Source organism: Antarctobacter sp. (assembly GCF_034670325.1).
Lineage (GTDB): Bacteria > Pseudomonadota > Alphaproteobacteria > Rhodobacterales > Rhodobacteraceae > Antarctobacter.
This window is the reverse complement of the sequence record NZ_JAXMNR010000002.1, coordinates 138,737-151,972: the sequence shown is the minus strand read 5'-3', so window position 1 is coordinate 151,972 and position 13,236 is coordinate 138,737. Positions and strand designations below refer to the sequence as shown.

Annotated in this window: 13 protein-coding genes and 1 tRNA gene; 10 read left to right on the top strand and 4 right to left on the bottom strand. The window is 62.9% G+C overall.

Annotated features, from left to right (window positions below; genetic code table 11):
- Positions 1–8: 8 nt before the first annotated feature.
- Genes VOI21_RS05900 through VOI21_RS05890 form a run of 3 tightly spaced genes read left to right on the top strand, consistent with a single transcriptional unit; the run spans position 9 to position 3,691 of the window.
- The gene (locus VOI21_RS05900) at positions 9–1,769 is read left to right on the top strand and encodes a sensor histidine kinase (RefSeq protein ID WP_416358958.1); all 1,761 of its coding nucleotides are present in this window, start codon (positions 9–11) and stop codon (positions 1,767–1,769) included.
- A 6-nt stretch (positions 1,770–1,775) separates the two neighbouring features.
- The gene (locus tag VOI21_RS05895; RefSeq protein WP_323768692.1) at positions 1,776–3,110 is read left to right on the top strand and encodes a sigma-54 dependent transcriptional regulator; all 1,335 of its coding nucleotides are present in this window, start codon (positions 1,776–1,778) and stop codon (positions 3,108–3,110) included.
- Entirely contained in the window at positions 3,110–3,691 is a 582-nt protein-coding gene (locus tag VOI21_RS05890; protein ID WP_323768690.1) for a YdeI/OmpD-associated family protein, read from the top strand. The genes VOI21_RS05895 and VOI21_RS05890 overlap by 1 nt, the downstream gene beginning before the upstream one ends.
- Positions 3,692–3,792: 101 nt before the next feature.
- Here VOI21_RS05890 and gap read toward each other — a convergent pair whose 3' ends face one another.
- Positions 3,793–4,797, bottom strand: a complete 1,005-nt coding sequence (gene gap / locus VOI21_RS05885) for a type I glyceraldehyde-3-phosphate dehydrogenase (protein ID WP_323768688.1) — start codon at positions 4,795–4,797, stop codon at positions 3,793–3,795.
- A 184-nt stretch (positions 4,798–4,981) separates the two neighbouring features.
- Between gap and VOI21_RS05880 the strand changes: the two genes are divergently transcribed.
- Both VOI21_RS05880 and VOI21_RS05875 read left to right on the top strand, forming a co-directional pair.
- Positions 4,982–5,371, top strand: a complete 390-nt coding sequence (locus tag VOI21_RS05880) for a DoxX family protein (RefSeq protein WP_323768686.1) — start codon at positions 4,982–4,984, stop codon at positions 5,369–5,371.
- Positions 5,372–5,390: 19 nt separating this feature from the next.
- Positions 5,391–6,359, top strand: coding sequence for a DUF808 domain-containing protein (locus VOI21_RS05875; RefSeq protein WP_323768684.1), 969 nt, complete (start codon positions 5,391–5,393; stop codon positions 6,357–6,359).
- A gap of 77 nt (positions 6,360–6,436) precedes the next feature.
- Here the strand turns inward: VOI21_RS05875 and VOI21_RS05870 are convergent, their stop codons facing one another.
- Positions 6,437–7,039, bottom strand: coding sequence for an invasion associated locus B family protein (locus VOI21_RS05870; RefSeq protein ID WP_323768682.1), 603 nt, complete (start codon positions 7,037–7,039; stop codon positions 6,437–6,439).
- A 474-nt stretch (positions 7,040–7,513) separates the two neighbouring features.
- On the opposite strand from VOI21_RS05870, the gene VOI21_RS05865 reads away from it, so the two are divergent.
- Complete coding sequence (locus VOI21_RS05865) at positions 7,514–9,058, top strand: helicase HerA-like domain-containing protein (protein ID WP_323768680.1); 1,545 nt, start codon at positions 7,514–7,516, stop codon at positions 9,056–9,058.
- Between the two features lie 21 nt (positions 9,059–9,079).
- On the opposite strand, the gene VOI21_RS05860 is transcribed toward VOI21_RS05865, so the two are convergent.
- Positions 9,080–9,156, bottom strand: a tRNA-Ile gene (locus tag VOI21_RS05860).
- 126 nt (positions 9,157–9,282) lie between these two features.
- Here VOI21_RS05860 and purM point away from each other — a divergent pair.
- From purM to rnd, 3 genes are all read left to right on the top strand, one after another.
- On the top strand, positions 9,283–10,329 hold the full coding sequence (gene purM / locus VOI21_RS05855; protein WP_323768678.1) for a phosphoribosylformylglycinamidine cyclo-ligase: 1,047 nt from the start codon (positions 9,283–9,285) through the stop codon (positions 10,327–10,329).
- A complete protein-coding gene (purN, locus tag VOI21_RS05850) occupies positions 10,326–10,919 on the top strand; it encodes a phosphoribosylglycinamide formyltransferase (RefSeq protein ID WP_323768675.1) in 594 nt (197 codons plus the stop codon). The genes purM and purN overlap by 4 nt, the downstream gene beginning before the upstream one ends.
- Positions 10,920–11,020: 101 nt before the next feature.
- Entirely contained in the window at positions 11,021–12,178 is a 1,158-nt protein-coding gene (gene rnd / locus VOI21_RS05845; protein WP_323768673.1) for a ribonuclease D, read from the top strand.
- Between the two features lie 9 nt (positions 12,179–12,187).
- Here the strand turns inward: rnd and VOI21_RS05840 are convergent, their stop codons facing one another.
- Entirely contained in the window at positions 12,188–12,697 is a 510-nt protein-coding gene (locus VOI21_RS05840) for a hypothetical protein (protein WP_323768671.1), read from the bottom strand.
- A gap of 130 nt (positions 12,698–12,827) precedes the next feature.
- Between VOI21_RS05840 and VOI21_RS05835 the strand changes: the two genes are divergently transcribed.
- On the top strand, positions 12,828–13,232 hold the full coding sequence (locus VOI21_RS05835; protein ID WP_323768669.1) for a SufE family protein: 405 nt from the start codon (positions 12,828–12,830) through the stop codon (positions 13,230–13,232).
- Positions 13,233–13,236: the final 4 nt, after the last annotated feature.

Genomic DNA, 13,236 nt, shown 5'->3' with positions numbered 1-13,236 from the left:
TGACCTCCATGGCAATGAGTGGCTCCAGGTCTGGTCTGCGTCGCGCCGGCCCGTTCTCGGGCCGTGCGCGCATTTCGCTTGTGCTGTTGCTGCTGACGGCGGTGGGCACCGTCTGGATCACCAACTGGCTGCTGACCGAACGTTTTACCGAGACGACGCGCAACCGCGCCGAACTGCGCCTTGCGCTGTATTCCGGCAACCTGCTGTCTGAACTGCGCCGCAACGCCATCGTGCCGCAACTTCTGGCGCGTGACCCGGCGCTGATCTCCGCGCTCAATTCTCAGGACTTCTCGCAGAGCTCGCAACGCCTGATCTCTTTCGCGGATGAGATCGGCGCCGCCTCCCTGATGCTGCTGGACCGCGATGGCCGCGCCGTCGCCGCCACCGACCGCAACCGGCTGGGCGAATCCCACCGCGAGGCGGCCTATTTCTTTGATGCGCTGCGCTCCAACACCACCGTCTTCACGGCCCTCGCGCAAGAGGCTGGCAACTACAGCTTTTCCTACGCCCGCCGCATGGAAAGCGGCGGCGACACCGTCGGCGTGATCATGGTCGAGGTCGATCTGTCCAAGTTCGAGGGCGACTGGGCCCGGATCACCGACGCGGTCATCGTCACCAATTCCGAAGGCAAGGTCATCCTGTCGACCGAACCGCGCTGGCGCGGTCTGGAACTGAAAGAGGCGCTGCAACGCCAACCCGCAGAGGGGGCCATCGAACGCGCCATCCGCGCCACCGCCGACTGGACCGCGCAACAGGCCGACGCCTATCTGCGCGGAGAGGCGGTGATGCGCATCGACGGCAAGATCCTGTTCCAGAACTGGACCTTGACCACCTTCACCACCTACACCTCGGTGCGCGAACGGGTGAACGCGGTGCTGGCGCTGGAGATCATGGGCTTTGCCCTGTTGGCGGCTCTGGTGTTTTACGCCTTGTCGCGGCAGTCCGCGATCCGGATGGCGCTGTTTCAACGCGACGCCACCGAACTGCGCGCCCTGAACGCCCGCCTCAGCCGCGAAATCGCGGAACGTGAGCGGGTGCAGAAAAACCTTGCCGTCGCAGAACAGTCGCTGGCGCAATCGTCGAAACTGGCCGCGCTGGGGGAAATGTCCGCCGCCGTCAGTCACGAACTGAACCAGCCGCTGGCGGCAATGAAAACCTATCTGGCGGGCGCGCGCCTGCTGCTGCGCCGCAACCGCCCCGATGAGGCGTTGTCGGCCTTTCACCGCATCGACGACCTGATCGAACGCATGGGCGCAATCACCCGCCAGCTCAAGAGCTTTGCCCGCAAAGGGCAGGAACAACTCAGCCCGGTCGACATGTCAGAGGCGCTCGCCTCGTCGCTGGCGATGATGGAACCACAACTGAAATCGCGCCGCGTCAAGATCACCAAGATCCTGCCCAACGGGTCGGTGCGCGTCATGGGCGACCGGATGCGGATCGAACAGGTTCTGGTCAACCTCTTGCGCAACGCGCTTGACGCCACCAAGTCCGTGGACGACCCGCAGGTCGAGATCATTCTCGCCTCTGGAGAAACCGCCACGCTGACCGTGCGCGACAATGGAACCGGGATCGAAGATCTGGAATCGCTTTTCGAGCCCTTTTACACAACCAAACTGCCCGGTGATGGCGTCGGCCTTGGCCTTGCCATCTCATCGGGTATCGTATCGGAACTGGGTGGTCGACTGACCGCGCGCAACGGCGAGGACGGCGGCGCCGTCTTTGAGATGCAATTGCCCATTCTGAACGAATCCACAGAAGCAGCGGAGTAACGTGCCATGGCCAATGCAATGAAGATCGCCATCGTTGATGACGAACAGGACATGCGCCAGTCCATCAGCCAGTGGCTGGCCCTGTCGGGCTATGACACCGAAACCTTTTCCAGTGCCGAAGAGGCGCTTGGCGCGCTCAACGCCGACTATCCGGGGATTGTGATCTCTGACATCAAGATGCCGGGCATGGACGGCATCCAGTTCCTGAAAAAGCTGATGGGCGCGGACAGCGCCCTGCCGGTCATCATGATCACCGGCCACGGCGATGTGCCCATGGCGGTCGAGGCGATGCGCATCGGCGCGTTCGATTTCCTTGAAAAGCCGTTCAACCCCGACCGCATGTCCGACCTTGCCAAAAAGGCCACCAATGCGCGGCGTCTGACGCTGGACACCCGCGCGCTGCGGCGCGAGCTGGGCGATGGCGGGCAGATCATGTCCAAGCTGATCGGCGCTTCGCCGGCGATGGAACGCCTGCGTGAGGACATCCTCGATCTTGGGCAGGCCGATGGCCACGTGTTGATCGAGGGTGAGACCGGCACCGGCAAGACGCTGGTCGCCCACGCGCTGCACGCGGTAGGCGCGCGCGCGGGCAAGAAGTTCACGCTGGTCAGCTGTGGCGCGATGCCCGAAGACGCGCTGATGACCCGCCTTTTCGGCCCGATGCAGCCAGAGGACACGCGCCTGCCCGCCATCGAAGAGGCACGCGGCGGCACGCTGGTTCTGGAAGACATCGAGGTGCTGTCAGACGCCGCTCAGGCGCGCCTCTTGTCGGCGATCAACGATCAGGGGACCCCGCCCGAAACCCGCATCGTCGCCATTTCCAACCTTCAGGAAGAGGGCCGCACCTGCGAACAGGCACTGCGTCCGGACCTGTACTACCGCCTTGCCGCGCTCAAGATCGTGGTGCCGCCGCTGCGCTCGCGCGGTGAGGACATCCTGACCCTGTTCACCCGCCTCAGCGAAAGCTACGCCGATGAATACGGCTGTGACGCGCCCAAGGTCAGCGCACAGGAGGCCGCACAACTGTTGCAGGCCCCGTGGCCCGGCAACGTGCGCCAGCTGATCAATCTGGCGGAACGCGCGGTGCTGCAATCGCGGCGCGGGCAGGGGACCATCGCCTCGCTGCTGATGAGCGATCATGACGACATGCAGCCGGTGATGACGACCGAGGGCAAGCCGCTCAAGGAATACGTCGAGGCGTTTGAGCGTATGTTGATTGACAACACCATGCGCCGCCACAAAGGCTCGATCTCGGCCGTCATGGATGAACTTTGCCTGCCGCGCCGGACCCTGAATGAAAAGATGGCCAAATACGGGCTGGCGCGCGCCGACTACCTCTGATGCCGCGCGCGGGGAATCTTGCAGAGTTCTTTGCCGATCCGGCCTGGGGTGCGGAAAAACGCGCGCTGCGGGCCGTCCTCTCCGGCACCCCACTGGTCGAGGCGCTGAAATGGGGGCAGGCCTGCTATACGTTTGACGGCTCCAACGTGGCGATCGTCGGGGGCTTTTCTGATGGCTGCCGGTTGGCGTTCTTCAAAGGCACGCTGATTGACGACCCAGAGGGCGCGCTGATCCTGACCGGCCCAAACTCCCGCGCCTCAAAATACTTCAGCTTTCAGTCGGCGGATGAGGTTGCGGCCCGCGCCGACCAGATCCGCGATTACGTCACCCGCGCCATCGCGGTCGAGACATCCGGGGCGAAAGTGCAGTTCGCCAAAGATGATCTGGAGCCGCCAGAGGAACTGACCGACCGGCTCGACAGCGACGAGGCGTTCTGTGCGGCATGGCAGGCGCTGACCCCCGGGCGCAGGCGCGGCTATGTGCTGTTCTTTTCCGGGGCGAAACAGGCCGCGACGCGGGTCAGCCGGATCGACAAACACGCGCCCCGAATCCTGCAAGGCAAAGGCATGCATGACCGCTGAAATTTGGGGCTGCGGACGGGCAAAATCCTAACAAGACGTAAAAACGCCTCTGTAAGTCCTTGATCTTACAGAGGCGCGTTCTTGTCCACATGTGGACAGGCTCAATGCAGCAGGCGGCCCATCGCGGCGGCCACGTCGGCCATACGCGCCGAAAAGCCCCACTCATTGTCGTACCACGCCAGCACGCGCACCATCCGCTTGCCCACCACCTTGGTCTGGTCGGGGGCAAAGACAGAGGAATGGGTGGTGTGATTGAAATCGATCGAGACCTTCTGCTCGGGATCGTAGGACAGCACCGCCCCCATCCGGCCCGCCGCCGCCTCGGCCACCACCTCGTTCACATCCTCGACGGTCACATCCCGCGAGGCATAAAAGGTCAGGTCAACAGCCGACACATTCGGCGTGGGCACCCGCACGGCAGAGCCATCCAGCTTGCCCTTCAGGTTCGGCAGCACCTCTCCCAACGCCGCAGCGGCCCCGGTCGAGGTCGGGATCATCGCCATCGCCGCAGCGCGGGCGCGGTACAGGTCCTTATGCCGACGGTCCAGCGTCGGCTGGTCGCCCGTATAGCTGTGGATCGTGGTCATGATGCCGGATTCGATGCCAATGCCCTCATCCAGCACCTTCGCCAGCGGCGCGAGACAATTGGTGGTGCAGGATCCGTTCGACACCATGACGTCGCCCTTGACCAGATCGCGGTGATTGACGCCGTAGACCACGGTGCGCTGCACGTTCTTGGCCGGGGCAGAGATCAAGACCAACTTCGCACCGCGCCCCAGATGGGCGTCGGCCTTGGTCCCGTCATTGAATTGCCCGGTGCATTCCAGCACCACGTCGCACCCGCTCCAGTCGAGATCGGACAACTCATAGGAGGACATCACGTCAATCGGGCCACGGCCCAGATCGATGGCCTGATCTTTGACGGTCACATCACCGGGAAAGCGCCCGTGGATGCTGTCGTACCGCAGCAGGTGGGCGTGGGTCTCGATCGGGCCGGGGGCGTTGATCCTGACCACCTGTACGTCGTTGCGCGCCGATTCCGCGATATGCGCCAAAGTGCAACGGCCAATGCGGCCAAATCCATTAATCCCGATCGTGACGGTCATGCTCGCCTCCTGAAAACACCTGTTGTGTTTCCTATAGGCGGGGTTTCTGCGGCTGCAAAGTCCGTTACCCTTTTCGAATCAGTATGTTAGCGATAAACGTGGCAAGGTTGCGCGTGGTGGCGCTAACCCTTTCCAAGCGTTTGCGATAACGTGGGTCCGGGTCGTCCAAATTAACGAGTGCGAGATGTTTGAAAACGTGACGAGCCTTGTCGGACGCTGCCTGATCGCAGCGCTGTTCCTTGCCGGGGCGGTGCAAAAAGCGTTCGATCCCGGTCCTGCGCAGGCGCTGCTGGGGGGATGGGGCTGGCCCGAATCGCTGGTCTGGCTGGCCTTGGTCTATAATGCACTGGCGGGGCTGACCATTGTTCTGGGTGTGGCGGTGCGCCCGGTGGCGCTGTCGCTGGCGGGCTACTGCGCGCTGACCGCCTTTTTTCATCTGATTCCCGACGATCCATGGCAAATGAGCATTTTCGTCAAGAATTGGGCCATCGCGGGCGGCTGTCTGGTGCTGGCGGCGCAGGGCGGTGGGGCGTGGCGCTTGCGGTTTGCGGACAAGCCACTAGTTTCGCGTTAAACGCAAAGGGAGAAGCGGCATGAGTGGACTTCTGGCACTTTTGGATGACGTCGCGGCCATCGCCAAGGTTGCGGCGGCCTCGGTGGATGACATCGGTGCTGCGGCGATGAAGGCAGGGTCAAAGACGGCGGGGGTGCTGATCGACGACGCTGCGGTGACGCCGAAATACATCCAAGGATTCGAACCGGCGCGGGAATTGCCGATCATCTGGCGCATCTCACGCGGGTCTCTGATCAATAAGCTGGTCTTCCTGATGCCGGCGGCGCTGCTGATGGCTGCCTTTGCGCCTTGGCTGGTCTGGCCGCTGCTGATCCTTGGGGGGTGTTACCTTTGTTTCGAAGGCGCCGAGAAGATCGTGCATGTGCTGATGCCGCATGACGAGCATTCCGGCGGTCCGGATGGCAGTCACGATGTTGGCGATCCCACCCATCTGGAGGAGGCCAAGGTCAAGGGCGCGATCAAGACCGATTTCATCCTGTCCGCAGAGATCATGGTGATCTCGCTGTCCGCGATTGATGCGCCCAACTTCTGGATGCAGGCGGCGACTCTGGCCGTGGTCGCTGTCCTGATCACCTTCGTTGTGTACGGCGCCGTGGCGATCATCGTAAAAATGGATGACGTCGGTCTGTGGCTCAGCCGGGTCGGACGTCTGGGCATCACGCGGGGCATTGGCCGCTTTATCGTGAAGTTCATGCCCTGGCTGCTAAAGGCGCTGGCCATCATCGGCACGGCGGCCATGCTCTGGGTCGGTGGGTCGATCATCGTGCATTCCAGCCATGAAATGGGTTGGCACTGGCCCGAAGAAACCGTGCATCACGCCGCCGTTGCCTTGGGGCAGGGCAGCGCGGCACTGGAATGGGCCGTGACCGCCGGGATCGACTTTGTCATCGGGTTCCTTGTCGGACTGGTCCTGATTCCCATCGGCACCAAGGTGGTCGCGCCAATCTGGGCGCGGCTCTTTGGGGGAGACGCCGCAAAGGCGCACTGAGCGTACGTCATCGCCACAAAGAAAAACGGCGCGCCCACTTTGGGCGCGCCGTTTCTCATTTCATCTTGTGTCGGCAATCAGCGCGCGGTGGTCTGCTCGAACGCGGCGGTAAAGCCGGCCAGCGACATCGACAGGCTGACCGGCTGATCCGGTGCCAGCATCGGCACCAGCATAACCCGGGCAGAACTGCCAGCTTTGAACCGCTCGACATCGTCGGCAAGGAAACCGACACGGGCAAAGCAGCCCTGCGCGTTGCAGAACGAGTAATCGTACCGCTTTGCGTCGCGGGTATCGACCTGCACGGTCAGCTTGGCAGGAAGCAGAGTTTCCAGCGGCACGGTGAACACACCGGCGGCCACGGCCTGACCTGCGTCCTTGACCTTGAAGATATAGACGTCTGCCAGCTTGGTGCCGTCTTCGTCCTGCAGCAACTGGTACATCTGGCAGATTTCGCGGTCATCGGCGACCTTCAGACACTGCACGGTCCAGTCCTTGTGGACTTCTTTAACGTAAGGCTCGGGCACGTCGGCGGCAGCGCCGGCCGGCGGTGTCACCTGAACGGTCTCGCCCAGGTCGAGGCCGGAGCCCGCGGGCGGATCGCCGCCATCGGCGGACTGGGCGTATCCCGCTCCAGCGCCCAGCGAGGCGATCAACGACAAAAGGATAAGCGGTTTTTTCATGATGTCCTCTAAAATCCGGTCATTGGCTGTGGATCGATTAACATGCGTCAGACGCAGTGTCAGGGAAGAAATGGCGGCTGACGCAGGGTTGATGCGCGGATAGCCGCGAGTCGACCGCAACAGTGTCCCTGATCCTGGCCTGAAAGGGCTGAAAAGACGCGCGATTCGGACCAAAAAAAAGGAAAAGGGCCCGTAGGCCCTTTTCCATTTCACTCCCTGTCGGACCGGCCGACTTTGTTATTGTGGGGACGCTAGAAGAAGACTTGCGCGCGGTCAACAGGGATTCCCACGTTCTTTTCCAGCATTTCCAGATTTTTTCAGCACATAAAAAAGCCGCGCCCTAGGGCGCGGCCAGTCTGACAGGGAGGAAGTCTGTCCGGGGCAGGAGAGGACATGTTGCCCCGAACAGGAAACATACTGGCATCAAATGGTTAAGGATGTATGTTCCTGCCACGCGACCTAGGGAGAGAGTGCATGGGGAACGGAGTTTTCGTTGGCGGCGCCGGGGCAGATCATGCCGAAAAGCAGTATCTGGATCTGGGATATGCCAACCGGCACGGACTGGTCGCAGGGGCCACGGGCACGGGCAAGACCGTCACCTTGCAAATTCTGGCAGAGGGGTTTTCTGCCGCAGGAGTCCCGGTCTTTCTGGCGGATGTAAAGGGCGATTTGTCCGGTCTCGCGGTGGCCGGAACAGAGACCCACAAGCTGCACGGCGCATTTTCAGAGCGCAACGCAACCATCGGTTATGACGATTTCGCCTATGGGGCCTTTCCCGTCTGTTTCTGGGACCTGTTCGGTGAACAGGGCCATCCGGTGCGCACCACCGTGACAGAGATGGGGCCGTTGATGCTGTCGCGTCTCATGGACCTTTCCGAGGCGCAGGAGGGTATCCTGAACATCGCTTTCCGGCTCAGCGATGAAGAGGGCCTGCCGCTGCTTGACCTCGACGATCTGCGCTCGATGCTGGTCTGGATGGGGGAGCATCGTAAAGACCTGTCGCTGCGATATGGCAATATGTCGGTGGCCTCGATCGGGGCGATCCAGCGGCGTTTGCTGGTGCTGGAAAACGAAGGCGGCGACGGGCTGTTCGGCGAACCCGCGCTGGAGCTGTCGGACCTGATGCAACGCGCGCCGGACGGGCGCGGGCAGGTCAATATCCTCGCCGCGGACAAGCTGATGCACAGCCCGCGTCTCTATGCGACGTTCCTGTTGTGGCTGCTGTCAGAACTGTTCGAAGAACTGCCAGAGGTCGGCGATCCGGACAAGCCCCGGTTGGTTTTCTTCTTCGATGAGGCGCATCTGCTGTTCGACGGTGCGCCGAAGGCTTTGGTCGACAAGGTCGAACAGGTGGCCAGACTGATCCGTTCCAAGGGCGTGGGGGTCTATTTCGTGACCCAGTCACCGGACGACATCCCCGAAGATATCCTTGGCCAGTTGGGCAACCGGATTCAGCACGCCCTGCGTGCCTTTACCGCGCGCGACAGGCGGGCGCTGCGGCTGGCGGCGGAAACCTATCGTGACAACCCGGCACTGGACATCGAAGAGGCCATTCGCACGGTCGGCGTGGGCGAGGCAGTGACCTCTTTTCTCGAACGCAAGGGCGCGCCGGGCATGGCACAGCGCACGCTGATCCGCCCGCCGTCCTCGCAACTGGGACCGATCACATTGGCAGAACGGCGCGCGATCCTTGGTGCCTCGCCGCAGGCCGGGAAATACGACACGACGGTGGACCGCGATTCGGCCCATGAAATGCTGCGCGCGCGCGCCGAAAAAGCGGCCCGCGAGGCCGAAGAGGCGGAACGCGCAGAGGCCGAGGCAGAGGCGCAGGCCCGCGACCACAGCGCCGGACGGCGCTATTCCGGCACACGCGTCAGCCGGTCGACCTCAAAACCCGTGCGCCGCCGTGGCAAAAGCTTTGGCGAGGCGATGGGCGACATGGTGATGAAGGAACTGACCGGCACCACCGGCCGCCGCATTGTGCGCGGCGTGCTGGGCGGGTTGTTCCGGGGAAGGTGAGGGGGGACGGTGAGGGGGACTTGGTAGGCCCGGCAGGACTTGAACCCGCAACCAAGGCGTTATGAGCGCCCTGCTCTAACCAGTTGAGCTACAGGCCCACCGTGGCGCTCTACGTATCAGAGCGCCCCCGCGCGTCAAGCAGGCACGTTGCAGGGCGGCGCGCGATGCGCTAAGCGCGGGCGAAAATCGCGCGGCGTCAGGCCGGGCGCGTCAAGGAGATCCCGATGACCGATGGCAAGAACGGGCTGACCTATGCCCAGGCGGGCGTGGATATCGACGCGGGGAACGCATTGGTCGAGCGGATCAAACCCGCCGCCAAGCGCACCAACCGCAGCGGTGTGATGAGCGGGCTGGGCGGCTTTGGCGCACTGTTTGACCTTAAGGCCGCAGGGTTCACCGATCCGGTCTTGGTCGCGGCAACCGACGGTGTCGGCACGAAACTTCGGATCGCCATCGACACCGGCCACGTGGACGGCGTGGGTGTCGACCTTGTGGCCATGTGCGTGAACGACCTTGTTTGTCAGGGCGCGGAACCGCTGTTCTTTCTCGACTATTTCGCAACCGGAAAGCTGGAGGCAGAAACCGCCGCCCGCGTTGTCGAGGGCATCGCCGAGGGTTGTGTGCGCTCTGGCTGTGCGCTGATCGGCGGCGAGACGGCCGAGATGCCGGGCATGTACCCAGCGGGGGATTTCGACCTTGCTGGCTTTGCCGTGGGCGCGATGGAACGCGGCTCGGCGCTGCCGGCAGGCGTTGCCGAGGGCGATGTGCTGCTGGGGCTTGGCTCGGACGGGGTGCATTCGAACGGCTACAGCCTTGTACGCAAACTGGTCGAATTGTCGGGGCTGGCATGGGACGCGCAATGCCCGTGGGGCCACACCACGCTGGGTGAAGCGCTGCTGACGCCTACGCGACTTTATGTCAAACCGGCGCTTTCCGCGATCGGGGCAGGAGGCGTACACGCGCTGGCCCATATCACCGGCGGTGGCCTGACCGAAAACCTGCCCCGCGTTCTGCCTGACGGGCTGGGCGCTGAGATTGATCTGGATGCCTGGAACTTGCCGGACCTTTTTGCCTGGATGCGCGGCGTAGGCAGCATCAACGAGGCGGAGATGCTCAAGACGTTCAACTGCGGCATTGGCATGATCCTCGTCGTCGATCCCGAAAGCGAATATGCCATCGACGAACTGCTGACCGAGATGGGGGAGTATGTTCACCGTCTGGGCCGCGTGACCGCCGGCGAGGGCGTGACCTACAGCGGATCGCTTGGGTGAAACGGGTCGCCATCTTTATTTCCGGCGGCGGGTCGAACATGGTCCGTCTGGTTGAGGACATGGCCCGCGACAACCATCAGGCGCGCCCTGTCCTGATCCTGTCCAACCGCGCGGACGCCGGCGGACTGGCCAAGGCCGAGGCGATGGGCGTGGCCACGGCGGTGGTCGACCATCGACCCTTTGGCAAGGACCGCGCCGCGTTCGAGGCCGCGCTGCAAGAGGCGCTTGCCCCCCATGCGCCCGACATCCTGTGCCTTGCGGGATTCATGCGGGTGCTGACGGCGGGCTTTGTGACGCCGTGGGAGGGGCGGATGCTCAATATCCATCCCTCGCTCTTGCCGAAGTATCGCGGTCTGCACACCCATGCCCGCGCCATTGCGGCAGGCGATACAGAGGCGGGGTGTACCGTCCACGAGGTCACACCGGAACTGGACGACGGTCCGATTCTGGGACAGGCACGGGTGCCGATCCTGTCCGATGACACGCCCGACACGCTGGCCGCACGGGTGCTGGAGCAGGAACACCGGCTGTACCCGGCCGTGCTGCGCCGTTTTGCTGCCGGTGACCTGACGCCCGTCCTGTTTGATTGATCCTTGATTACCCTGGGGGCCACTTCCCTTTGCCCGGCAATCCTGTAGGATCGTGCGACGCGACGGGGACCAACACCAAAAGCAAAGTCGAATAACGCTTTATGCAGACAATCACCACGACCGATGAGCTCCGCGCCTTTTGTGAAGGCGCAGCAGAACACCCTTATGTCACCGTCGACACAGAGTTCCTGCGCGAACGCACCTATTATTCCAAGCTTTGCCTGATCCAGTTGGCGATGCCGGGGCGCGACGATGCGGACGCCGTTCTGGTTGATCCATTGGTCGAGGGGCTGTCTCTGGACCCGCTGATGGACCTGTTTCGCAATGAAAACGTGGTCAAGGTCTTTCACGCGGCCCGCCAGGACCTTGAGATTTTTCAGGTCGATCATGGTGTGATCCCGGTGCCGCTTTTCGACACGCAGGTTGCCGCCATGGTCTGCGGTTTTGGGGAACAGGTCGGCTATGAGACGCTGGTCAAACGCATTGCCAAACAGCCGCTGGACAAAAGCTCTCGGTTTACCGACTGGTCGCGCCGCCCGCTGACCGATGCGCAGAAAACCTATGCGCTGGCGGATGTCACGCATTTGCGCCAGATCTATGAATTCCTCTCCGCCAAGCTGGAGGAAACCGGCCGCGCGCGTTGGGTGGGCGAAGAACTGGCCACGCTGCTTGACCCGCAGACCTATGTGACAATGCCGCAGGACGCGTGGAAGCGGGTCAAGACCCGCTCCAACTCGCCACGGTTTCTCGCGATTGTGCGTGAATTGGCCGCTTTCCGCGAAACCTATGCGCAAGAGCGCAACGTGCCGCGCAACCGCGTCTACAAGGACGATGCGCTGGTCGAACTGGCCTCGACCAAACCGGCGACGATGAATGACCTTGGCGGCTCACGCCTGCTGCTGCGCGAGGCGCGCAAAGGCGCCATCGCCGATGGGATACTGGCCGCCGTAAAAGCCGGGCAGGAGTGCCCCAAGGAAGACCTGCCCAAGGTCGACAATGACCGCGACAAGTTGCAGGTGAACCCGGCGCTGGCGGATCTGTTGCGGGTGCTGCTGAAGGCCAAGACCGAAAGCTCGGGCGTGGCCTCCAAACTGATCGCCCCGGCCTCTGATCTGGACGCCATCGCCGCGGGTCAGCGGAATGTGGCGGCCCTTGGCGGCTGGCGTCGCGAAGTTTTCGGAGAGGACGCCCTGCGTTTGTGCGACGGCAAGATAGCACTCGCGGCCAAGGGCAAGGCGGTTGTGGTCATCGACCTCTGACAGGGGGTGTCAGCGTTTGACCGTGCGCACGTTGCGCGCACCTTTGACCCGGATTACCCGGACATCGCGCAACTGGTTGTCTGTCACCCAGACCGCCGCCGTATGCGTCCGCGAGGCGATAGGCCCCTGCGTACGGCGCGGTTGTAGTCCGCGAAACGCATAGGTCAGCGTCCCTGCTTGGCTTTCCTCTTCGACCTCGACCAGTTTCAGATCAAAGGCCTCAAGCTGATCGGCCACCGCCGTGGCGCGAATGATCGCCCCGCCGGGACGGCGCTCGACCACCAGTTCGGTGATCTCGCCCAGATCGCTGCCGCGATAGCTGGTGTCTTTTTCTTTCCGAAAGATCGATTCCTTGCGGCGCGGGATCAGCGGGTTGATCTCTGTATCAGAGGCTGCGGCCACCGGGGTCGACTGGCTGCGCCCGAACCAATTTATCGGGTTCAGGCGGCTGTCGCGGACGGTGCCGCAGCTGGTCAGAACCAACGCCGCGAAAAGGAAAACCGATACCGATTTGAACATGACAAGCCCCCAGCCAGATGTTCCAGAGGGTTAGCGCAGAACGACGCCGTTGAAAAGCACATCGCACGCGGTCGGGGGCTGGACCTTCGGCGCGACGCCGCCTAGGTCTTCGGCAAAAGGAGACGACACTATGGCGCAGGCGGATTTCGAAGAGGTGGTCGAGGATTTCGAGTTCCTGGAGGACTGGGAGGACCGCTATCGCATGGTGATCGAAATGGGCAAGGCCATGCCGCCCATGGAGAACGCCCTGAAGGTGCCCGCCACAAAGGTCGAAGGCTGTGCCAGTCAGGTTTGGCTGCATATGACGCCGGAGGCTGGCGCGTTTCATTTTCAGGGCGACAGCGATGCACTGATCGTCAAGGGCCTGATTGCTCTGCTGCACCGGCTGTATGACGGGCTGCCGATGGCGGATGTGTCGGCGGTGGATGCACGCGCTGAATTGGGCCGGCTGGGCCTGAACGAGCATCTGTCGGCGCAGCGCTCAAACGGGCTGCGCGCTATGATCGAACGGATTCGCAAAGAGGCCGGGACCTGAGCGC